Source organism: Streptomyces sp. NPDC042259 (genome assembly GCF_055582085.1).
Window position 1 is genome coordinate 365888 of the sequence record NZ_JBVJDW010000005.1, and the last position, 20664, is coordinate 386551.

Annotated in this window: 19 protein-coding genes and 1 tRNA gene; 4 read left to right on the forward strand and 16 right to left on the reverse strand. The window is 71.9% G+C overall.

The window, feature by feature from the left end:
* Nucleotides 1-63 precede the first annotated feature (63 nt).
* The 14 genes from ACZ6MA_RS17150 to ACZ6MA_RS17215 form a co-directional block, all read right to left on the reverse strand.
* Nucleotides 64-1359, reverse strand: a complete 1296-nt coding sequence (locus ACZ6MA_RS17150; RefSeq protein WP_469434524.1) for a serine hydroxymethyltransferase — start codon at nucleotides 1357-1359, stop codon at nucleotides 64-66.
* Between the two features lie 222 nt (nucleotides 1360-1581).
* Nucleotides 1582-2256: an arsenate reductase/protein-tyrosine-phosphatase family protein gene (locus tag ACZ6MA_RS17155; RefSeq protein WP_469434527.1), complete on the reverse strand. Its 675-nt coding sequence runs from the start codon at nucleotides 2254-2256 to the stop codon at nucleotides 1582-1584.
* Nucleotides 2253-2900, reverse strand: a complete 648-nt coding sequence (locus ACZ6MA_RS17160) for an L-threonylcarbamoyladenylate synthase (protein ID WP_469434528.1) — start codon at nucleotides 2898-2900, stop codon at nucleotides 2253-2255. Before ACZ6MA_RS17160 ends, ACZ6MA_RS17155 begins: the two co-directional genes overlap by 4 nt.
* 40 nt (nucleotides 2901-2940) lie before the next feature.
* Nucleotides 2941-3786 carry a peptide chain release factor N(5)-glutamine methyltransferase gene (gene prmC, locus ACZ6MA_RS17165; protein ID WP_469434531.1) on the reverse strand — a complete coding sequence of 282 codons (846 nt, stop codon included), beginning with the start codon at nucleotides 3784-3786 and terminating at the stop codon, nucleotides 2941-2943.
* Between the two features lie 119 nt (nucleotides 3787-3905).
* Entirely contained in the window at nucleotides 3906-4985 is a 1080-nt protein-coding gene (gene prfA, locus ACZ6MA_RS17170) for a peptide chain release factor 1 (protein WP_469434532.1), read from the reverse strand.
* A 103-nt stretch (nucleotides 4986-5088) separates the two neighbouring features.
* Complete coding sequence (gene rpmE, locus ACZ6MA_RS17175) at nucleotides 5089-5310, reverse strand: 50S ribosomal protein L31 (protein WP_106679164.1); 222 nt, start codon at nucleotides 5308-5310, stop codon at nucleotides 5089-5091.
* 267 nt (nucleotides 5311-5577) lie between these two features.
* On the reverse strand, nucleotides 5578-6750 hold the full coding sequence (locus tag ACZ6MA_RS17180) for an LCP family protein (RefSeq protein WP_469434534.1): 1173 nt from the start codon (nucleotides 6748-6750) through the stop codon (nucleotides 5578-5580).
* Between the two features lie 415 nt (nucleotides 6751-7165).
* Nucleotides 7166-9250: a transcription termination factor Rho gene (gene rho / locus ACZ6MA_RS17185; protein ID WP_469434537.1), complete on the reverse strand. Its 2085-nt coding sequence runs from the start codon at nucleotides 9248-9250 to the stop codon at nucleotides 7166-7168.
* A 415-nt stretch (nucleotides 9251-9665) separates the two neighbouring features.
* Nucleotides 9666-10580, reverse strand: a complete 915-nt coding sequence (gene thrB, locus ACZ6MA_RS17190; protein WP_469434539.1) for a homoserine kinase — start codon at nucleotides 10578-10580, stop codon at nucleotides 9666-9668.
* A 349-nt stretch (nucleotides 10581-10929) separates the two neighbouring features.
* Nucleotides 10930-12018 (reverse strand): threonine synthase, encoded by a 1089-nt coding sequence (thrC, locus tag ACZ6MA_RS17195; protein ID WP_469434540.1) that lies wholly within the window; start codon nucleotides 12016-12018, stop codon nucleotides 10930-10932.
* A 16-nt stretch (nucleotides 12019-12034) separates the two neighbouring features.
* Nucleotides 12035-13327, reverse strand: coding sequence for a homoserine dehydrogenase (locus ACZ6MA_RS17200; protein WP_469434542.1), 1293 nt, complete (start codon nucleotides 13325-13327; stop codon nucleotides 12035-12037).
* A gap of 185 nt (nucleotides 13328-13512) precedes the next feature.
* Entirely contained in the window at nucleotides 13513-14904 is a 1392-nt protein-coding gene (gene lysA, locus ACZ6MA_RS17205; RefSeq protein WP_469434543.1) for a diaminopimelate decarboxylase, read from the reverse strand.
* A 14-nt stretch (nucleotides 14905-14918) separates the two neighbouring features.
* Entirely contained in the window at nucleotides 14919-15740 is an 822-nt protein-coding gene (gene nrtL, locus ACZ6MA_RS17210; protein ID WP_469434544.1) for an ArgS-related anticodon-binding protein NrtL, read from the reverse strand.
* A 76-nt stretch (nucleotides 15741-15816) separates the two neighbouring features.
* Nucleotides 15817-16269: a response regulator gene (locus tag ACZ6MA_RS17215; RefSeq protein ID WP_469434545.1), complete on the reverse strand. Its 453-nt coding sequence runs from the start codon at nucleotides 16267-16269 to the stop codon at nucleotides 15817-15819.
* Nucleotides 16270-16471: 202 nt separating this feature from the next.
* Here ACZ6MA_RS17215 and ACZ6MA_RS17220 point away from each other — a divergent pair.
* A tRNA-Arg gene (locus ACZ6MA_RS17220) sits at nucleotides 16472-16543 on the forward strand.
* Between the two features lie 148 nt (nucleotides 16544-16691).
* Here the strand turns inward: ACZ6MA_RS17220 and ACZ6MA_RS17225 are convergent.
* A complete protein-coding gene (locus ACZ6MA_RS17225; RefSeq protein WP_469434546.1) occupies nucleotides 16692-16928 on the reverse strand; it encodes a hypothetical protein in 237 nt (78 codons plus the stop codon).
* Between the two features lie 206 nt (nucleotides 16929-17134).
* Nucleotides 17135-18250, reverse strand: coding sequence for a ferritin-like domain-containing protein (locus ACZ6MA_RS17230; RefSeq protein ID WP_469434548.1), 1116 nt, complete (start codon nucleotides 18248-18250; stop codon nucleotides 17135-17137).
* Nucleotides 18251-18454: 204 nt separating this feature from the next.
* Here ACZ6MA_RS17230 and ACZ6MA_RS17235 point away from each other — a divergent pair, with 204 nt between their 5' ends.
* Genes ACZ6MA_RS17235 through ACZ6MA_RS17245 form a run of 3 tightly spaced genes read left to right on the forward strand, consistent with a single transcriptional unit; the run spans nucleotide 18455 to nucleotide 20635 of the window.
* Nucleotides 18455-19384, forward strand: coding sequence for an AurF N-oxygenase family protein (locus ACZ6MA_RS17235; RefSeq protein ID WP_469434549.1), 930 nt, complete (start codon nucleotides 18455-18457; stop codon nucleotides 19382-19384).
* A 54-nt stretch (nucleotides 19385-19438) separates the two neighbouring features.
* Entirely contained in the window at nucleotides 19439-20311 is an 873-nt protein-coding gene (locus ACZ6MA_RS17240) for a TetR/AcrR family transcriptional regulator (protein WP_469434551.1), read from the forward strand.
* 48 nt (nucleotides 20312-20359) lie between these two features.
* A complete protein-coding gene (locus ACZ6MA_RS17245; protein WP_469434553.1) occupies nucleotides 20360-20635 on the forward strand; it encodes a hypothetical protein in 276 nt (91 codons plus the stop codon).
* Nucleotides 20636-20664: the final 29 nt, after the last annotated feature.

Sequence of the window (20664 nt, forward strand, 5' to 3'; positions counted from 1 at the left end):
CGTCCGCCCCCGATCGGTGAATGTGGTGGGAGACGTTGGCCACGCCCCGGTGGTTGCGGAGGGTCAGAAACGGTCCGGCCGGGGCGGGAAGTCCGCCGCCAGGCGCAGCACCGCGTCGCGGACGGAGCCGACCGGCCCGTCCCCGCGCAGCGCGGCCCCCATGAGCGCCGCGAGGGCCTCCATCTCGGCCTCTCCCATGCCCTGGGTGGTGACGGCCGCGGTCCCCAGCCGCAGGCCGTGACCGGCGCCCTGGGGCAGCCCGCAGGTGTCCAGGACGACGCCCGCCGCCGCGAGCCGCCCGCGGGCCGTCGCGGCGTCCGGCGCGAGCGCGCCGGGGTGGGCGGTGATCAGGTGGGTGTCGGTGCCGCCCGTGGTCACGGTGAGTCCCTCCGCGGCCAGCGCGGCGGCCAGCACACGGGCATTGGCCACCACCCGATGGACGTACGTGGTGAACGCCGGGGTCGCGGCCTCGCCGAAGGCGACGGCCTTCGCCGCGACGGTGTGCATCTGCGGGCCGCCCTGCGTGAGCGGGAACACCGCCCGGTCGATCCGGTCCGCCATTTCCGCGCCGCACAGCAGCAGTCCGCCGCGCGGGCCGCGCAGCACCTTGTGCGTGGTGGCGCACACCACGTCCGCGTACGGCACCGGGCTGGGCGCCGCTCCCCCGGCGACCAGCCCGATGGGGTGCGCGGCGTCGACGACGAGACGGGCGCCGGTCTCGTCGCAGATGTCGCGGAAGGCCGCGTAGTCGGGGTGCCGGGGGTACGAGATCGAGCCACAGACGATCGCCTTGGGCCGGTGCGCGCGGGCCAGCTCCCGGACCCGCGCGTAGTCGATCAGACCGGTGTCCCCGCGGACCCCGTACCCCACGAAGCGGTACCAGCGGCCCGAGAGGTTCGCCGGTGAGCCGTGGCTGAGGTGCCCGCCGTCGGTGAGGGACATGGCCAGGACGGTGTCCCCGGGGCGCAGCAGGGCGGCGTAGGCGGCCAGCACGGCGGCGGTGCCGGAATGCGGCTGGACGTTGGCGTGCGCGGCGCCGAAGAGGTCCTTGGCGCGTGCGACGGCGGTGCGCTCGGCGAGGTCGGCCAGCTCGCAGCCGCCGTGGTGGCGGGCGCCGGGGTAGCCCTCGGCGTACTTGTCGGCCAGCGGGGAGCCGAGGGCGGCCAGGACGGCGGGCGAGGTGAAGTTCTCGGCGGCGACGAGCTGGATCCCCGTCGCCTGCCGGTCGGCCTCGGCCAGGAGGATTCCGGCCATCTCGGGGTCCTGGCGCGACAGCGCCTCGAAGCCGGGGCCCCACGCGGGGTGACCGAGGGCACCTTCCGCGCCGGCGCCCCTCGGGGGCGTGGGGGTGACGGTCATCGCTGGCTCCGGGCTGTGCGGGTGCGATGGGCTCTTCACCCCCCAATGTAGGCCGGGGGCGGTCCGCTGGCGCGTCTGCCCGGTGCGGCCGCGGCCCCGCTTTTACCGCCTGCGGCGGTGAGCGCCCTGCGGGCGCGTCCTCAATCGCCGGACGGGCTGGTTTTGGCTGACCTCGGCCACCACCAGCCCGTCCGGCCCGCAGCCGGAAATCCGCAGGCGGGTCTACGCCCGGGTCGGTACGCCGGTGAGCGCGGTGACGACCGGGTCGAGTGCCTGGTTGATCTCGTCACCGATGGAGCGGAAGAAGGTGATCGGGGCGCCGTAGGGGTCGTGGACCTCGTCGGCCTCCGCGTTCGGGGCGAGCAGCCAGCCGCGCAGCGCGGCGGCGGCCTGCACCAGGGCGCGGGCGCGGGCGACCACGCCGCCGGCCTGTTCGGGGTCGGGCAGCGTCGCGGGGTCTATCGCCCGCACCAGCCGGGTGAACTCCTTGAGCGTGAAGGTGCGCAGCCCCGCGGAGTGGCCCATCGAGATCACCTGGGCGCGGTGGTCGCGGGTGGCGGTGAGTACGAGATCGGCGCGGATGACGTGCTCGTCGAGCAGCTCGCGGCCGATGAATCCGTCCGGGTCGGCGCCGAGGTCGGCCAGGACGGTCGCCGCGTGCGCCTCCATCGGGGCGCCCTCGTGTCCCCAGGTGCCCGCGCTCTCCACCACGAGACCGCCCGTGAGGGGGTCGCCGAGGCGGTCGGAGAGGGCATGGCGGGTCAGCCGCTCGGTGATGGGCGAGCGGCAGACGTTGCCGGTGCTGACGTGGAGGATGCGGAAGGTGGGTACCCCGGGCCGGTGGCCGGGGTCATGGGTGTCCGGTCCCGCTATGCCACGCCCCTGCGGGGCGATCAATTGGCCACCTCGAGATCGGGGACTACCTCGCGCAGCTGCTCGGCGCTGAGCGCGCCGGCCCGCAGCAGCACGGGCACCTTGCCGGTGACGTCGACGATGGAGGAGGGCACGTTGGCCGGGGTGGAGCCGCCGTCGAGGTAGACCGAGACGGAGTCGCCGAGCATCTCCTGCGCGGAGTCGCAGTCCTGCGGGGCCGGGTGGCCGGTGAGATTGGCGCTGGAGACGGCCATGGGGCCGAACTCGGTGAGCAGCTCGATGGCGACGGGGTGCAGCGGCATCCGCACCGCGACCGTGCCGTGCGTCTCCCCCAGGTCCCAGGTCAGCGACGGCTGGTGGTTGGCGACCAGGGTGAGCGCGCCGGGCCAGAAGGCGTCGACGAGTTCCCAGGCCTGCTCGGAGAAGTCCGTGACGAGCCCGTGCAGGGTGTTGGGAGAGCCGACGAGCACGGGCGTGGGCATGTTGCGGCCACGCCCCTTGGCCTCCAGGAGGTCGCCGACGGCCTCGCGGCTGAAGGCGTCCGCACCGATGCCGTAGACGGTGTCGGTGGGCAGCACGACCAGCTCACCGCGGCGGACCGCCGCGGCGGCTTCGCGCAGACCGGTCTTGCGGTCGGTCGCGTCGCCGCAGTCGTATCGCCGTGCCATCACATCTCCTTCGCGAAGCGATTAGGTGCCGTTGCCCCGGTCACGCCGTCGCCCTGCGGGCCGTCGCGAAGCGCGGGCGGTTGTTGAGGTCGGGGTGGTCGGCAGCGTCCGCCCAGCCCTTCTCCTCGGTGAAGATCCACGGGACCTGGCCGCCCTGGGTGTCGGCGTGCTCGATGACGACGACGCCGCCCGGGCGCAGCAGCCGGTGGGCGGTGCGCTCGATGCCGCGGATGGTGTCGAGACCGTCCTCGCCGGAGAACAGCGCGAGCTGCGGATCGTGGTCGCGGGCCTCGGGCGCCACGAACTCCCACTCGGTGAGCGGGATGTACGGCGGGTTGCTGATGACCAGGTCGACCTGGCCGTCCAGCTCCGGCAGCGCGGTCAGGGCGTTGCCGTGGTGCAGGGACACCCGGGAGCCCTCGACGTTCTTACGGGCCCAGCTCAGGGCGCCCTCGTCCAGCTCCACGGCGTGCACGCGCGAGCGCGGCACCTCCTGCGCGAGGGCCAGCGCGATGGCCCCGGAGCCGGTGCACAGATCGACGATCAGGGGTTCGACGACGTCCATGGCCCGTACGGCGTCTATGGCCCAGCCGACGACCGACTCGGTCTCGGGGCGGGGCACGAAGACTCCGGGGCCCACCTGGAGTTCGAGGTAGCGGAAGAAGGCCCGGCCGGTGATGTGCTGGAGCGGCTCCCGGGCCTCGCGGCGGGCGACGGCCTCCCAGTAGCGGGCGTCGAAGTCGGTGTCGGCCACGTTGTGCAGCTCACCCCGCTTGACGCCGTGCACGAACGCGGCCAGCTCCTCCGCGTCGAAGCGCGGAGAAGGTACGCCGGCGTCGGCCAACCGCTGGGTGGCTTGCGCCACCTCGGCGAGCAGCAGGTTCACGTTGATCCTCTCGCGCTTTCGTCACGGCGGCCGTCCTCGGCCGTCGCACGGGCTCGGTGCGTCGAGCCCGCCCGGCGGTCGTGGACGCGTCGCACGCCGTTGGGCATTGTCTCAGTCGGTCAGCCGGCGTGCGCCAGTTTGGCGGCCGAGTCGGCGTCGACGCACGCCTGGATGACCGGGTCCAGCTCGCCGTCAAGCACCTGGTCCAAGTTGTACGCCTTGAACCCGACCCGGTGGTCGGAGATGCGGTTTTCCGGGAAGTTGTACGTACGGATCTTCTCGGAGCGGTCGACGGTGCGGACCTGGCTGCGGCGGGCGTCGGCGGCGTTCTTCTCCGCCTCCTCCTGGGCCGCGGCGAGCAGCCGGGACCGCAGGATGCGCATGGCCTGCTCCTTGTTCTGGAGCTGGCTCTTCTCGTTCTGGCAGGAGGCGACGATGCCGGTCGGCAGGTGGGTGATGCGCACCGCGGAGTCGGTGGTGTTGACGGACTGGCCGCCGGGGCCCGACGAACGGTAGACGTCGATGCGCAGGTCGTTGGCGTGGATCTCGACGTCGATCTCCTCGGCCTCGGGCGTGACGAGCACGCCGGCGGCGGAGGTGTGGATCCGGCCCTGCGACTCGGTGGCGGGCACGCGCTGCACGCGGTGCACGCCGCCCTCGTACTTCAGCCGCGCCCAGACGCCCTGGCCGGGCTCGGTGGCACCGTTGCCGCCCTTGGTCTTCACGGCGACCTGGACGTCCTTGTAGCCGCCCAGCTCGGACTCGGTGGCGTCGATGATCTCGGTCTTCCAGCCGACGCGCTCGGCGTAGCGCAGATACATCCGCAGCAGGTCGCCGGCGAAGAGCGCCGACTCGTCGCCGCCCGCACCCGCCTTGACCTCGAGGATGACGTCCTTGTCGTCGCTGGGGTCACGCGGCACGAGCAGCAGGCGCAGCTTCTCGGTGAGCGCCTCGCGCTGCTTTTCCAGTTCCTTGACCTCGGTCGCGAAGTCCGGGTCGTCCTGGGCGAACTCGCGCGCGGTCTCGATGTCCTCGCCGGTCTGCTTCCAGGAGCGGTAGGTGCCGACGATCGGGGTCAGCTCGGCGTAGCGCTTGTTGAGCTTGCGGGCGTTGGCCTGGTCCGCGTGCACGGCGGGGTCGGCGAGCCGCTTCTCGAGGTCGGCGTGCTCACCGATCAGTTCCTCGACTGCCTCGAACATCAAGTTTCCCTAGCTGGAAGTGACGGGCCTGCTGGACGACAAAGCGCCGGTCCGGTCACCCCTCGCGCGCGAAGGGCGACCGGGATCCGGCGCCTGCGGGTCGCTACTTCTTGGCAGCGGCGGCCTTGCCGAAGCGGGCCTCGAACCGCGCCACGCGGCCACCGGTGTCGAGGATCTTCTGCTTGCCCGTGTAGAACGGGTGGCACTCGGAGCACACGTCGGCACGGATGGTGCCGTCCGCGACGGTGCTACGGGTGGTGAACGAGGCGCCACAGGTGCAGCTGACCTGGGTCTCGACGTACTCCGGGTGGATGTCGCGCTTCAAGGGATCTCCTAGGTTCGGGAGGGCGCCGGGTCGCAGAGGCGGGATTGCCTTACGTGAACCGGGGCCGACGTACCAGTTTGCCAGTACTGGCCGTATCCCCCAAAACGTGGGGTGGCGGCCAGGTATTCCCCCGTTGTCCGGGCCCCGGGCCGGCCGCCGCCGTGGCGGGAAAGCCGCAGGTGGGGGCCGGGCGGGGCCGCGGCGGGGGGCGCCGGGCCGCTTCGGCCGGTTCCCACCCGGCCGACCGGCTACTCGACGGGGCTCTTCTCAGGGGCTCTTCTCGGGTGCCTTCTCGCCGTCGGTGCCCTGCCGGGCCGAGGCCTGCCGGACGGCGTCGTCCGCCTCGGTCTTCGTGCCCGCGCCGTCCTTGAGCGCGGACCGCGGTATCTCCCGGTCGGCACGGAGCGCGTTCCAGACCTCGGCGGACTCGGCCTCCAGCGGCACCACCCGGTTGGGGTCCCGGGGGTCGTAGGTGACCGGCAGCGTGACCATGTGCATGTCCTCGGACTGGATGCCCTTGAGCCCGTTGGAGAAGCTCATCAGTTTGTCGAGGGACGCCAGCTCACGGTCGGTGGTGACGGCCTTGGTGGCGGTGTCGGCCAGCCCGTAGAGCTTGGTGGGGCTGGTGAACAGGCCCACCGACTTGATCTGGTCCAGCAGCGCCTTGATGAACGTCTGCTGGAGCTTGATCCGGCCGAGGTCGCTGCCGTCCCCCACGCCCTTGCGGGTACGGACGAGCGCGAGGGACTTCTCGCCGTCGAGCGTGTGGGTGCCGGCGGCCAGGTCGAGGTGGCTCCACTTGTCGTGGATGGGCTTGGCGGTGGTGACCTCCACCCCGCCGAGCTTGTCGATCAGCTTCTGGAACCCGGAGAAGTCGACCTCCAGGAAGTGATCCATCCGGATGCCGGTCATGCTCTCGACGGTGGCGACCGCACAGGCCGGGCCGCCGATCGAGTACGCCTCGTTGAACTGGGCGCGCTTGACGGCCGGGCTGGTCTTGCCCTCGGAGGTCTTGCACTCGGGGCGGGAGACGATCGTGTCGCGCGGGATGCTGACGACGCTGGCCTTCTTGTGGCCCTCGTAGACGTGCACGATCATCGCGGTGTCGGAGCGGGCGCTGCCCTCGTCCGTGCCGTACTTGCCGTTGGCGCCGGCCCGGGAGTCGGAGCCCAGGACGAGGATGTCCTGCGAGCCGTTGTCGATGTCCTTGGGGCGGTTCTTGCCCAGCGCGGCGTTGATGTCGACGCCGGTCAGATTGCCGTTGAACTTGAGGTAGAGGAACCCGAGGCCGCCGCCTCCGAGCAGAACGAGCCCGGCGAGGGCCCAGGCGGCTATTCGCCAGCCTTTGCGACGGGCCGGGGGCTTACGGCGCCGGCCGCGCGGCCCGCCGGCACGCCGACGGCGCGATCCCGCCCTTGTGCCCCTGCTGTCGTCAGCCATACGCCCTCAGTCCTCCGCTGCTCTCCGGCTACCCCCTGCCGCCTTGGTCAGGCATGGTGTCCCGTCATCCGGTCAGACGGGAGAGCCTGCGCCAGGGTTGCACAGCGGGTTCTGAGGACCTTCTTAGGAAGCGTGGGGGACAGCGACCCCGTGCGAACCGGCCACAACCCCGCTCACCTGCGATTTCGGCCAGAAACGGGCAAACGTTCAAGCCAATGTTCAACAGTTGCGTTGTGGCGCAAATCTCAGCCGGTCACGAGGCGGACTCAAGATGATCACGGCGGGGACACGGCGGGGCGGACGGGCCCGGAGCCGAACGCACGACCGCCCCGCCACACAAGTGGCGGGGCGGTCGTGGTGATGCGCGAGTGACGAGCCGTCCGACGGCGGGGCCGGACGGGTCGGTCGCGAGGGATCAGTCGTTGCCGTTGCCCGAGGAGGGCGTCGTCTTCGCGATCTGCATCAGGAACTCGGCGTTGGACTTCGTCTGCTTCATCTTGTCGAGAAGCAGCTCGATGGCCTGCTGCGAGTCGAGCGCGTGCAGCACCCGGCGGAGCTTCCAGACGATCGCCAACTCGTCGGCGCCCAGGAGGATCTCCTCCTTGCGGGTGCTGGACGGGTCGACGTCGACCGCCGGGAAGATGCGCTTGTCGGCGAGCTTCCGGTCGAGCTTGAGCTCCATGTTGCCGGTGCCCTTGAACTCCTCGAAGATCACCTCGTCCATGCGCGAGCCGGTCTCGACGAGCGCGGTGGCCAGGATCGTCAGCGAGCCGCCGTCCTCGATGTTGCGCGCGGCACCGAAGAACTTCTTCGGCGGGTAGAGCGCGGTCGAGTCGACACCACCGGACAGGATGCGGCCCGAGGCCGGGGCGGCCAGGTTGTAGGCACGGCCCAGACGGGTGATCGAGTCCAGCAGGACGACCACGTCGTGACCCAGCTCCACGAGGCGCTTGGCGCGCTCGATGGCCAGCTCGGCGACGGTGGTGTGGTCCTCGGCCGGGCGGTCGAAGGTCGAGGAGATGACCTCGCCCTTGACCGACCGCTGCATGTCGGTGACCTCTTCCGGACGCTCGTCGACCAGGACGACCATCAGGTGGCACTCGGGGGCGTTGGTGGTGATCGCGTTGGCGATCGCCTGCATGATCATGGTCTTGCCGGTCTTCGGCGGGGCCACGATCAGACCACGCTGGCCCTTGCCGATCGGCGCGACCAGGTCGATGATCCGGGTCGTCAGCACGCCCGGGTCCGTCTCCAACCGCAGGCGGTCCTGCGGGTAGAGCGGGGTGAGCTTGCCGAACTCCGGGCGGCCACGGCCGGTTTCGGGCGCCATGCCGTTCACCGAGTCCAGACGCACGAGGGCGTTGAACTTCTCGCGCCGCTCGCCGTCCTTCGGCTGCCGGACCGCACCGGTGACGTGGTCACCCTTGCGCAGGCCGTTCTTGCGGACCTGGGCGAGGGAGACATAGACGTCGTTCGGGCCCGGGAGGTAACCGGAGGTCCGGATGAACGCGTAGTTGTCGAGGATGTCGAGAATGCCCGCGACGGGGATCAGGACGTCGTCGTCGGAGACCTGCGGCTCGTTGCCGAAGCCCGCCTCCTCGCGGCCACGACGGCCACGGCGGTCGCGGTAGCGGCCGCGACGGCCGCGACGGCCGCCCGCCTCGTCGTCGTAACCGTCGTCCTGCGGGCCGCCCTGGCCGCCGCCCTGCGGGCCGCGGTTGTCGCGCTGCTGCTGGCGGTCCTGACGGTCCTGGCGGTCGCCGCCCTGCTGGCCGGCGCCGTCACGGTTGCCACGGCGGTCACGGTCACGCTCGCCGCGCTCGCCCCGGTCACGCTCGCCGCGCTGACCGCGCTCACCGCGCTCGGCACGGTCACGGCGGTCGCCCTTGCCGGCCCGCTCGCCGCGCTCGCCGCCCTTGGCGGCCTTGCCCTCGGCGGTGTCCACGGCCGTCTCGGCCTTGGCCTCGGTGCGCTCCTCGACCTTGACGTCGGTCTTGGCCTCGGTGGCCGTCTCGGGGCTGCCCGAGGGAGCGGTCGCACGACGGCGACGGCGCTCACCGGCCGGCTGCTCGTCGCTGCTCGGCTGGCCCGGGATCTCGATCTGCTGCTGGGCAGCGGCCTTCTCGGCGGGCTTCTCGGCGGCCGCGGCAGCCTCACCCGTGCGGGCCTTGGAGGTCGCACGGCGCTTCGGCTTGGTCTCGGCGTCGGCGGAGGCCGTCTCGGTGGCCTTGGCGGACGCGGCGGAGCCGGCCTGCTTCTCCTTGATGACCTCGATCAGCTGGCCTTTGCGCATCCGCGCGGTGCCCTTGATGCCGAGGCCGGAGGCAACCTGCTGGAGCTCGGCCAGGACCATGCCGTCGAGGCCGGTGCCCGAACGGCGCCGCTTGGGGGCGGCGGAGGCACCGGTGGCAGGCGCGGCGGGAGCGTCCGTGGCGGGCGCGGAGGCATTGCCGACGGAACTGTCGGCGTTCACGCCCATCAGATCGGTGGTGTCGCTCACGAAGGGTCCTTCCCTGGAGCGGGCGTCGGCCTGTCTGGCTCGGCGACCGGTTGTGCTGTCCGGCTGCGGTCCTGGTATGCGGACCGGGCCTGGGCGGTGGTCCGCCGGTACGGCGGAGGAATCAGGTTCATAGGTTTCGGCGTGAAGGAATCAGTGAAGACATGGCGTTTTACTTCACTCATGTCACCCACGCCGATTCCGGAGCGTGCTCGAAGCTGCTCAGGCAGGCTGCTCAGGCAGTTTGGGAGGCTCCCGGAAGAAAAGCGGTCCCTGATCGGGACACAGAGCACCGAGCCGATGTGGCTTCGAGTGCAGACTTGAGGTTAACACTACCGGATCCCACAAACATTCCCCCTCTCAATGACCGGCAACCGCGAATTTCGGGTGGCCGGGGTCGCCCCCCGGACACCGCTGGTCAGGACAGCGGCAGCACGCTCGTCCCCCCGGCGTCGAGAGTCAGCCGATTGGCCGCCCACCCCTCGCCCGCCAGTCGTGCGACCTTGTCGGCCGCACCGTCCTCGACCAGCGCGAGCACCGTGGGGCCCGCGCCGGAGATGACCGCGGGGACGCCGTCCGCCCGCAGTCGGTTGACCAGGGCCACGCTCTCCGGCATCGCCGGAGCGCGGTATTCCTGGTGGAGCCGGTCCTCGGTGGCCGGCAGCAACAGCTCGGGACGCCTGGTCAGGGCCTCCACGAGCAGCGCCGCGCGCCCGGCGTTGGCCGCCGCGTCCACATGGGGGACGGTCCGGGGCAAAAGCCCGCGCGCGGTCTCGGTCAGTACCGCCTTGGCGGGCACGAACACCACCGGAACGATGGAATCCGCAGGATCCATCCGAATGGCGCGCGCGGCCCCCGCCTCGGTCCAGGCCAGGGTGAACCCGCCGAGCAGACAGGCGGCGACGTTGTCCGGGTGGCCCTCGATCTCGGTGGCCAGCTCGAGCAGCGCCGCGTCGTCGAGCCGCTCGGCCCCGCCTATCGTCACCGCGCGGGCGGCGACGATGCCCGCGCAGATGGCGGCGGAGGAGGAACCGAGGCCCCGCCCGTGCGGAATGCGGTTGGCACAGACGACCTCGAGGCCGCGCGGCTGGCCGCCGAGCAGGTCGAAGGCGGTACGCAGGGACCGTACGAGCAGATGACTCTCGTCGCGCGGCAGGGTTTCGGCACCCTCGCCCGCGATGTCGATGTGCAGCCCGGATTCGGCCACCCGGACGACGACATCGTCGTAGAGCCCCAGGGACAGGCCGAGGGCATCAAAGCCGGGACCGAGATTTGCGCTGGTGGCAGGGGTGCGCACTCGGACGGCGGCGGCGCGGAACGCGGGACCGGCCATCGCTCGAAGACTCTCCTTGGTGTGGCCTCGGTGGGGCGTGCAACGTCCGCAAGGGCCGCGACGGTGATGCCGCGTGGGGGCGACAGGGGTCTGCGACGGGGCGGAGTGAGTACAGCCTATCGAAGGAAGGTTCTGCGGCGACATAGGGCGCACGGGAGGCGCACGAAGCGTGTCGCCTGCGGCGCGCCGGGTATGTGGCGGCGTGGGGTGGATGTGCTGGTTACGGCGGTCCTCCATCGCCGGACAAGCCGCGAATGCAGCCCGTCCGGCGATTGAGGACACGGAGCCGGGGCCGGCCCGTCCGGCGCTTGAGGACCGGGGTCCGGGGCGGAGCCCCGGGTACGAGCCGTCAGACGAGACCCAGCTGCCGCGCCGCGGCCGACGCGTCCACCGGCACGGTGATGGGCTGGGGCGCGCCGGCCACCGCCCAGTCGGGGTCCTTGAGGCCGTTGCCCGTGACCGTACAGACGATGCGCTGGCCCGGGTCGACCAGGCCCTGCTCTGCGGCCTTGAGCAGACCGGCGACGCTGGCCGCCGAGGCGGGCTCGACGAAGACGCCCTCCTGCGAGGCCAACAGCCGGTAGGCGGCCAGGATCTGTCGGTCGGTCACCTCGTCGATGAGCCCGCCCGACTCGTCCCGCGCCTCCTCGGCGAACCGCCAGGAGGCGGGGTTGCCGATGCGGATCGCGGTGGCGATGGTGTGCGGGTCCTTGACCGGCTCGCCGCGCACGATGGGCGCGGAACCGGAGGCCTGGAATCCCCACATCCGGGGGTTCCGGGAGGAGATCTTGTCGGCGGCGTACTCGCGGTAGCCCCGCCAGTAGGCGGTGATGTTGCCCGCGTTGCCGACCGGCAGGACATGGATGTCGGGCGCGTCGCCGAGCATGTCGACGATCTCGAAGGCCGCCGTCTTCTGCCCCTCGATCCGTACCGGGTTGACGGAGTTGACCAGCGCCACCGGGTAGTTGTCGGACAGATTGCGGGCCAGCGTGAGGCAGTCGTCGAAGTTGCCGTCGACCTGGAGGATGCGCGCGCCGTGGACCAGCGCCTGCCCCATCTTGCCGAGGGCGATCTTGCCTTCCGGCACCAGGACGGCGCAGACCATTCCGGCGCGTACGGCGTAGGCGGCGGCCGACGCGGAGGTGTTGCCGGTGGAGGCGCAGATGACGGCCTTCGCGCCCTCCTCCTTGGCCCGGGTGATGGCCATGGTCATGCCGCGATCCTTGAAGGACCCGGTGGGGTTGGCGCCCTCGACCTTCAGGTGCACCTCGCAGCCCGTGCGCTCGGAGAGCACCTGGGCCGGTACGAGCGGGGTGCCGCCCTCGCGGAGGGTGACGACCGGCGTGTCGGCGGAGACCGGGAGCCGGTCGCGGTATTCCTCGATGATGCCGCGCCACTGCGGGGTGCGGGAGGTCTGGCGACCGTTGTTGGCAGACATTGCTTTCGTAACTCCCCTACTCGCCTTCAACGCGCATGATGCTCGCGACGCCGCGGACCGTGTCCAGCCGGCGCAGCGCCTCGACGGTCGCCGAGAGGGCGGCGTCGGGGGCCCGGTGGGTGACGACGACGAGGGACGCCTCGCCGTCCTTGCCCGTCTGGCGGACCGTGTCGATGGATACGCCGTGCTCGGCGAAGACCGTGGCGACCTGGGCGAGGACACCCGGCTTGTCGGCGACGTCGAGGCTGATGTGATAGCGGGTGACCACCTCGCCCATCGGGCTCACGGGCAGTCGGGTGTAGGCCGATTCGCCGGGGCCGGTGGCCTCGCCGAGCTTGTTTCGGCAGACGGCCACGAGGTCGCCGAGGACCGCGGAGGCGGTCGGCGGGCCGCCCGCGCCCGGCCCGTAGAACATCAGCTGTCCGGCCGCCTCGGCCTCGACGAACACCGCGTTGTACGCCTCGCGCACGGAGGCGAGGGGGTGGCTCAGCGGGATCATGGCCGGGTGCACCCGGGCGGTGACGGACTGCCCGTCGGCGGCCCGCTCGCAGATGGCCAGCAGCTTGATGGTGCAGCCCATCTGCTTCGCGGACGCGAAGTCGGCGGCGGTGACCTCGGTCATGCCCTCGCGGTGCACGTCGTCCAGCCGGACCCGGGTGTGGAAGGCGATGCCGGCCAGGATCGCGGCCTTGGCGGCGGCGTCGAAGCCCTCGACGTCGGCCGTCGGGTCCGCCTCGGCGTACCCGAGGGCGGTGGCCTCGTCCAGCGCCTCGGAGTAGCCCGCGCCGCTGGTGTCCATCTTGTCGAGAATGAAGTTGGTCGTGCCGTTGACGATGCCGAGCACCCGGTTGACCTTGTCGCCGGCGAGGGACTCGCGCAGCGGCCGGACGAGCGGGATGGCGCCCGCGACGGCGGCCTCGTAGTAGAGGTCGGCGCCGTGTTTCTCGGCGGCGGCGTGCAGGGCGGCACCGTCCTGGGCGAGCAGCGCCTTGTTCGCGGAGACGACGCCGGCGCCGTGCTCGAAGGCGGTCGTGATCAGCGTGCGGGCGGGCTCGATCCCGCCGATGACCTCGATGACCACATCGATGTCACCGCGCTTGACGAGCGCGGTGGCATCGGTGGTGATCAGCTCCGCGGGCACCCCGGCGCGCACCCGGCTGGGGCGGCGGACGGCGATGCCGGCGAGCTCGACGGGCGCGCCGATGCGTGCCGTGAGGTCGTCCGCGTGCGTCGTCATGATGCGCGCCACCTCTGTGCCGACCACTCCGCAGCCCAGCAGCGCCACTTTCAGCGGACGCGTACGCATCATCCGACCTCGTTTCTGTACATCTTCGGTAGTTCACCAGTCTCACTCACCGGACGGGGGTTTCCCTCCCCGGGTCCAGTATTCGAGATCTTTGTTTCCGCGGGCCGACATCCGTCCGGCAACGCGGTCATCTGTCAGCTAAATGCCAGCCGGCGCGGTCCGGCCGGCCCGGGAGGGCCCGGCGTGGTTCAGCCGACGTCGAGCCGGAGAAGGTCCTCCTCCGTCTCGCGCCGCACGATGACCCGCGCGGCACCGTCCTTCACCGCGACGACCGGCGGGCGCAGCGCGTGGTTGTAGTTGCTCGCCATCGAGCGGCAGTACGCGCCGGTCGCGGGCACCGCGAGCAGATCGCCGGGGGCCAGGTCGGCGGGGAGGAAGGCGTCGCGGACGACGATGTCACCGGACTCGCAGTGCTTGCCGACGACGCGGGAGAGCATCGGCGCGGCGGTGGAGGTGCGGGAGACCAGCGCGACGGAGTACTCGGCGTCGTAGAGCGCGGTGCGGATGTTGTCGGACATGCCGCCGTCGACGCTGACGTACGTGCGCAGGCCGGGCAGTTCCTTGATGGTGCCGACCTCGTAGAGCGTGAAGGCCGTGGGGCCGACGATCGCGCGGCCCGGCTCGACGGACAGCCGCGGCACGGCGAGTCCGGCGGCCGCGCACTCGCGGGTGACGATGTCACCGAGCGCCTTGGCGATCTCGTGCGGTTCGCGCGGGTCGTCCTCGGGGGTGTAGGCGATGCCGAGGCCGCCGCCGAGGTCGATCTCGGGGAGTTCGATGCCGTGCTCGTCGCGGATGTCCTTCAGCAGCCCGACGACGCGGTGGGCGGCCACCTCGAAGCCGGAGGTGTCGAAGATCTGCGATCCGATGTGCGAGTGGATGCCGATGACCTCGAGCCCGTCGAGCTTGAGCGCGCGGCGGACGGCCTCGGCCGCCTGCCCGCCGGCCAGCGCGAGACCGAACTTCTGGTCCTCGTGGGCGGTGGCGATGAACTCGTGGGTGTGCGCCTCGACGCCGACGGTGACCCGGATCTGGACGCGCTGGCGCTTGCCGAGCCGCTCGGCGATGTGGGCGACGCGGACGATCTCCTGGAAGGAGTCGAGGACGATCCGGCCGACGCCGGCCTCGACGGCGCGGGTGATCTCCTCGGCCGACTTGTTGTTGCCGTGCAGCGCGATGCGCTCGGCGGGCATCCCGGCGTCGAGGGCGGTGGCGAGTTCCCCGGCGGAGCAGACGTCGAGGTTGAGGCCCTCCTCGTGCAGCCAGCGCACCACGGCCCGGGAGAGGAACGCCTTGCCGGCGTAGAAGACGTCGGCCTCGTCGCCGAAGGCGTCCCGCCAGGCGCGGCAGCGGGCCCGGAAGTCGTCCTCGTCGAGGAAGTAGGCGGGGGTGCCGAACTCCTCGGCGAGCCGCTTCACATCGAGCCCGCCGACGGTGGCGACCCCTTCGGCGTCGCGCGAGACGGTGCGGGACCACACCCGCGGGTCGAGCGCGTTGAGGTCGGTGGGCGGAGCGGTGTAGTGCCCCTCGGGAAGGACGTCGGCGTAGCGGGGCCCGGCGGGGTGGGCGGAGCGGCTCATGGGCTCTGATCTCCTCAGAGGTGTGCGGGTGCGGTGATGCCGAGCTGGTGGAGGCCGTCGGCGAGCACGTTGCCCGAGGCCTCGGCGGCGGCCAGTCGGGCGCGGTGAACGGCCGAGGGTTTCTCGTCGCCGCGGGGCAGCGTGGGGCACGCCGCGGTCCAGCGGAGGAAGGCGTCGGCGACCCGTTCGAGGTGCCGGGCGAGCCGGTCGGGGGCGCGGGTGGCGCTGACGCGGGCGTGGTCGGCGAGGGCGGCCAGCAGCGCACCGGCGGTCTCGCTGCGCAGCTCCCCGGCCTCGGGCGTGAAGCCCAGGTCACGGGCGTTGCGCAGCAGGGCCCGGCTGCGGGCGTGGGCGTAGCGGACCCGGAAGAGGGGGTTGGCCTCGCGCTGTACGAGCAAGAGGTCGCGGTCGAGGCCGGGCGGGCTGAGCAGGCTCCACCGGGCGGCGTCCGTGCCGAGCCGGCGCAGCAGTGCGGGGCCGGGCTCGGGGAGCGGGAGGGGCGGGTTCGTCTTCCGGTTCGCCAGCAGTTCGCGCACCAGTTCCGCCTGGGTGGTGCCGGCGAGGGTGATGTTGAGGAAGCCGGGCCCGGCGATGTCGACCGCCGCGATCCCCGGCTCCCGCACGAGATGCCGTCGCAGTACCTCGGCGATGTCGAGGGCGGGGCGGCCGGTGTCCTGGGCGATCCGCAGGGCCACGTTGGTGGCGTAGTCCCCGCACCCCGGCCGGGGCGGAACCCGCACGGTGACCCGCTCCGGCACGACGGCGCACAGTTCGTCTGCCTCGACGGCGCGACGCACGGTGTGCAGCACGGTGCGGGTGAGATCGGCGGGGGTCACAGGGCCAAGCCTAGGGGAGGTGGGGGGCCACTTCGCGAACAGGTTTCACCAGACGGGACGGACGGCGACGCCGCCACTACCCGGCAGGTCGCACGGCCGGCTGCGCCTCCCCGGGGGTGCGGACCCCCGACAGCCCGTCCTCGCCGTCCAGGTGACCGCGTCCCCCGAGCCTGCGGACGAGCCGCACCATCTCGGCGGGCTCGAACGGCTTCGCCAGGAACGCGTCCACTCCGGCGGCCCGGCCGCCGTCCACTTCCAGCTGGGTGCAGGCGCTGATGATCGCGATCGGTATGTCCCGCGTGCGGACATCGGCCCGTAGCCGGGCGGCGGCCTGCAGCCCGTCGAGTCGCGGCATGACGACGTCCAGTGTCACGACATCGGGACGCACGCGGTGCACGATCTCCAGGCACTCGGCACCATCGGCCGCGGTCACGACCTCGAAGCCTTCGAGCTCGAGGTTGACCCTGATCAGCTGCCGGATGACCTTGTTGTCGTCGACAACGAGGACCCGGCCGGACAAGCCAGGCACACCCCTGAGAGTAGGCGCGCCCGCCGCGCCGCGTCCGGGTTTTCCCCACTTCCACCCCGTGCGAGCGAGCTTTCCCCAACTGCCCGAACCCCCGCCGCCCCGGCCCCCGCCCACCCACTCCGACCGCCCCCGACCACCTGTTACTTCGCACCCGACGAGAGCTGGTAGTGTTCTACCCGTCGCCGCGAAACGCGGACGACACGCCCCCGTAGCTCAGGGGATAGAGCAACGGCCTCCGGAGCCGTGTGCGCAGGTTCGAATCCTGCCGGGGGCACTTCGCAGGAAGTGCCCGAAGACCCCGTCCTCAGCGGTGACGCCGAGGACGGGGTCTTCGCGTATGTACGGCCCAGATGCCGCCGGGTGCCGCCGTGGCAAGTCCGGGCGGCGGTGGGTGCCTTGGGGCCGGCGGCGGCCGCTCGGTGTCACGCGCCGCGCAGGAAGCCGTCCCCGTGGGCGGTGATGTGGGCCTCCAGCTCGGCCAGGGCGCGCTGGGTCGCTTCGGGGGTGCCCGCGCCGCGCTTTTCCGCGTAGTAGGCGGCGCCGAGTTTCTTCAGCAGGTCCCCTCCGGCGCGCTGGGCCTGGACCTCCTCCAGTTTTTCCTTGCCCTGCGCCATGCTGCGCTGCGCCTGCTCCTTGGCCCGGTCGAGAAAACCTGCCACGTGCGCCTCCTGTGAACTCGGGGTGTGCGGTCGGGACGTGCGGCCGGGACCTGACGTCGGACGATGCCGCGGTTCGTGGCGAAACAACGAAGGGCGTGATCGGGAGACACGGAGGTGGGGCCGTCAGGGGGACCGGCGCGAGACGTTCGCACCCGGCCTCGCCCCGCCGCTCCCGGCCCGAGCCGACGGGAGTCGGTCCGGGCCCGTCAGGGCCGGGCCCCTCCCCCGCCCTCCGCGATCGCCTCCGCCACCTCCGCCGTGCGGGCCGCCTCCTCCGCCGCGAACCGCTCCGCGTCGTAGCGTTCGGCGATCTCCTCGTCCTGTGCCATGAGGAGGTCCAGGTTGGCGTCGCCCATCTCCAGGACGCCCATGTCGACGTAGGCGCGCTGGAGTCGCTCGCCCCACAGGCCGATGTCCTTGACACACGGGACGATGCGGCTGAACAGCAGCTTCCGGAAGAGCCGGAGGTATTCGGAGCGTTCACTCAGCTCCTGGGCCTCCCGCTCCGGGATGCCGAAGGCGACCAGGACCTCGTCCCCGCGCAGCCGGTCGCGCATGAGATGGCAGCCCTCGATGACGAACTCCTCGCGCTCGCGCAGCTCGGCGTCGGTGAGCTGGCGGTAGTAGTCGCGGAGCGCCATCCGTCCGAAGGCGACGTGCCGGGCCTCGTCCTGCATGACGTAGGTGAGGATCTGCCGGGGCAGCGGTTTGTCGGTGGTGTCGCGCAGCATGCCGAAGGCGGCGAGGGCGAGGCCCTCGATGAGGACCTGCATGCCGAGGTAGGGCATGTCCCAGCGGGAGTCGCGCAGGGTGTCGCCCAGCAGCGACTGGAGGTTGTCGTTGATCGGGTACAGCATGCCGATCTTCTCGTGCAGGAACCGGCTGTAGATCTCGGCGTGCCGGGCCTCGTCCATGGTCTGGGTGGCGGAGTAGAACTTCGCGTCCAGGTCGGGCACGGACTCCACGATGCGCGCGGCGCACACCATCGCCCCCTGTTCGCCGTGCAGGAACTGGCTGAACTGCCAGGAGGCGAAGTGGCGGCGCATGTCGCGGCGGTTGGCCTCGCTCATCCGGTCCCAGTACGGGGAGCCGTGGATGAGCATGTTCTCGTCGGGGACGCCGAGCGGGTCGTAGGGGTCGACCTCGATGTCCCAGTCGATCCGTTTGACGGAGTCCCACTGCTTGTCCTTGCCCTTCTGGTACAGGGCGAGGAGCCGGTCGCGGCCGCCTTCGTAGTCCCAGTCGAACCGGGCCGCGCCGCCGGCCGGAATCTCCCAGATGTCGGCCCCGGGGTCGTGTGCGTAGAGCTTTCGCGTCGTCATGGACGTCTCCTGTCCCTCGCGCGCATGGCTGAGGGGCAGGCTCACACGCCGCTTACCACCCGGTCAATGATGGGCCGTCAGCTCTCTGGGCATGTCGTGTGACTTGTCGTACCGGAAGCATTGACGTTCTTGCTGACAAGCAGTCTCATAAGGGGGAACCGAACGCCGTACCACGGGTAACTCACAGACGAGGTGTCCTCAGCCATGACCACGGTGACCCGAAAGACCCCGCCCCGGGATGCGCTGGGGCTGCTCAAGGACCGCGAGCAGGTCGCCGGGCGACTCCTGGAATCCTCCGCCCGGCACTCCTTCGACCCGGACGCCGAGCTGGACTGGGCCGCGCCGCTCGAGGGGGGCAAGTGGTTCTGGCCCCCGGAGCTGGTCTCCCTCTACGACACCCCGTTGTGGCGCCGGATGGCGGAGGAGCAGCGGATGGAGCTGGCCCGGCACGAGGCCGCCGCCGTCGCGTCCCTCGGCATCTGGCTCGAGATCATCCTGATGCAGCTGCTCGCCCGGCACATCTACGACAAGCCCGTGACCAGCGCCCACGTCCGGTACGCGCTGACCGAGATCGAGGACGAGTGCAGACATTCCAAGATGTTCGCGCGCATGATCGACAAGACGGAGTCACCGGCCTACCCGGTCCGCCGGCTGCACCACAACCTCGGCCGCTTCCTCAAGACGGTCTCCACCACGCCCGGTTCGTTCGCCGCCATACTGCTCGGTGAGGAGATCCTCGACCACATGCAGCGGCTGACGTTCCCCGACGAGCGCGTCCAGACCCTCGTGCGCGGCGTCACCCGCATCCACGTCGTCGAGGAGTCGCGGCACGTGCGGTACGCGCGGGAGGAACTGCGCCGCCAGATGGTCACCTGCCCCCGCTGGGAGGCGGAGCTGACCCGGGTCAGCTGCGGCGAGGCGGCCCGCGTCTTCTCCTCGGCCCTCGTCAACCCGGCCGTGTACACGAACGTCGGTCTCGACCGCCGCGAGGCCGTCGCCCAGGTGCGGGAGAGCGGGCACCGGCGCGAGGTCCTGCAGGCAGGGGCGAAGCGGCTCACCGACTTCCTGGAGGACGTCGGGGTCCTGCGGGGCGTCGGACGACGGCTGTGGCGAAGCTCCGGGCTGCTGGCCTGACCCCGCGTCCGAAGGCCGCCGCACGCGCCGACCAGGACCGTTACGCTGCGTTCCATGAACGGCAGCGGACGCGTCCCGGCAGCACCGACCCCGGCCGTACCGGCCCCCGCGGCACCCTCCGACCCCGCTCCGGCCCCGGAGGCAGCCGTTCCGGCCACCGCTCCGGCCGCCCGTGGCGCCTACCGCAGGCTCAGCGTCACCGAGCGCCGCGCGCAGCTCATCACCGCCGCGCTCGGGCTGTTCGGGCACCGCGTGCCCGAGGACGTCTCGCTCGACGACGTCGCGGTGGCCGCGCGGGTGTCGAGGCCGCTGGTGTACCGCTACTTCCCCGGCGGCAAGCCGCAGCTCTACGAGGCGGCGCTGCGCAGCGCCGCCGACGACCTCCGGCAGTGTTTCGCCGAGCCGCAGAGCGGCCCGGTCACCGTCCGGCTGGGCGCCGCGCTCGACCGCTATCTGGCCTTCGTCGACGGGCACGACGCGGGGTTCAGCGCACTGCTGCAGGGCGGCAGCGTCGTCGAGACCTCCCGTACGGGCGCGATCGTGGACGAGGTGCGGCGGACGGCCACCGACCAGGTGCTGGCGCACCTGCGGGTGGCGGAGCCGGGGCCACGGCTGCGGATGATGGTCCGCACGTGGATATCGGCCGTCGAGGCCGCGTCGCTGATCTGGCTGGACGAGGGCAAGCAGCCCCCCGCGGCGGAGCTGCGCGACTGGCTGGTGGACCACTTCGTGGCCCTGCTGGCCGTGACCGCGGCGGGCGACCCGCAGACCGCGGCGGCCGCCCGCGCCGCGCTCGCCCTGGAACGGCCGGACGGCCCGGCCGGGCGGCTGGGCCGCCGGGTGCTGGAGGTCGTCGAGGACGTGGCGGCGCATCCGCCGCCCGGCCCCGAGGACGGGCCCGTGCTTTCGGAGGACGGGCACGGCTGACGCGCGCCCGGTGCCCCGTCCGGGCCCGGGACAGCGGAGACTGGTGAGGTGAGAAGCGAAGAGACGCCCTTTGTGGGCGGGCCACTGGACGGCCGCGTTCTGCCGGTGCTCCTGGGCCCCACCGGCCATCCGCCGAAGCGGTACGAGATCCCCGTGCCGGACGCCGACGGCGGGGAGCCGACCGTGCTGGTCTACCGCCGGGTGCAGGCGGGCACCACGCGGCGGCTCCATCTGCACAAGGGCTGGCGGTACGAGTACGACCCGGAGGGCCGGCGCGGCGGCGGCCTTGCCTGGCCGTGGTCGCGGCCCGGCGCCCGGCCGTAGCCGCCGGGGGGGCCGGCCCGTCACCAGGC

Coding starts and splice junctions, on each gene's coding strand:
- lysA (WP_469434543.1), bottom strand. CDS start 14,904: ATGAGCCGCTCCGCCCACCCCGCCGGGCCCCGCTACGCCGACGTCCTT.
- ACZ6MA_RS17230 (WP_469434548.1), bottom strand. CDS start 18,250: ATGACGACGCGAAAGCTCTACGCACACGACCCCGGGGCCGACATCTGG.
- thrB (WP_469434539.1), bottom strand. CDS start 10,580: ATGGCCGGTCCCGCGTTCCGCGCCGCCGCCGTCCGAGTGCGCACCCCT.
- ACZ6MA_RS17235 (WP_469434549.1), top strand. CDS start 18,455: ATGACCACGGTGACCCGAAAGACCCCGCCCCGGGATGCGCTGGGGCTG.
- ACZ6MA_RS17180 (WP_469434534.1), bottom strand. CDS start 6,750: ATGGCTGACGACAGCAGGGGCACAAGGGCGGGATCGCGCCGTCGGCGT.
- ACZ6MA_RS17200 (WP_469434542.1), bottom strand. CDS start 13,327: ATGATGCGTACGCGTCCGCTGAAAGTGGCGCTGCTGGGCTGCGGAGTG.
- ACZ6MA_RS17160 (WP_469434528.1), bottom strand. CDS start 2,900: ATGGCACGGCGATACGACTGCGGCGACGCGACCGACCGCAAGACCGGT.
- thrC (WP_469434540.1), bottom strand. CDS start 12,018: ATGTCTGCCAACAACGGTCGCCAGACCTCCCGCACCCCGCAGTGGCGC.
- prfA (WP_469434532.1), bottom strand. CDS start 4,985: ATGTTCGAGGCAGTCGAGGAACTGATCGGTGAGCACGCCGACCTCGAG.
- ACZ6MA_RS17240 (WP_469434551.1), top strand. CDS start 19,439: ATGAACGGCAGCGGACGCGTCCCGGCAGCACCGACCCCGGCCGTACCG.
- ACZ6MA_RS17150 (WP_469434524.1), bottom strand. CDS start 1,359: ATGACCGTCACCCCCACGCCCCCGAGGGGCGCCGGCGCGGAAGGTGCC.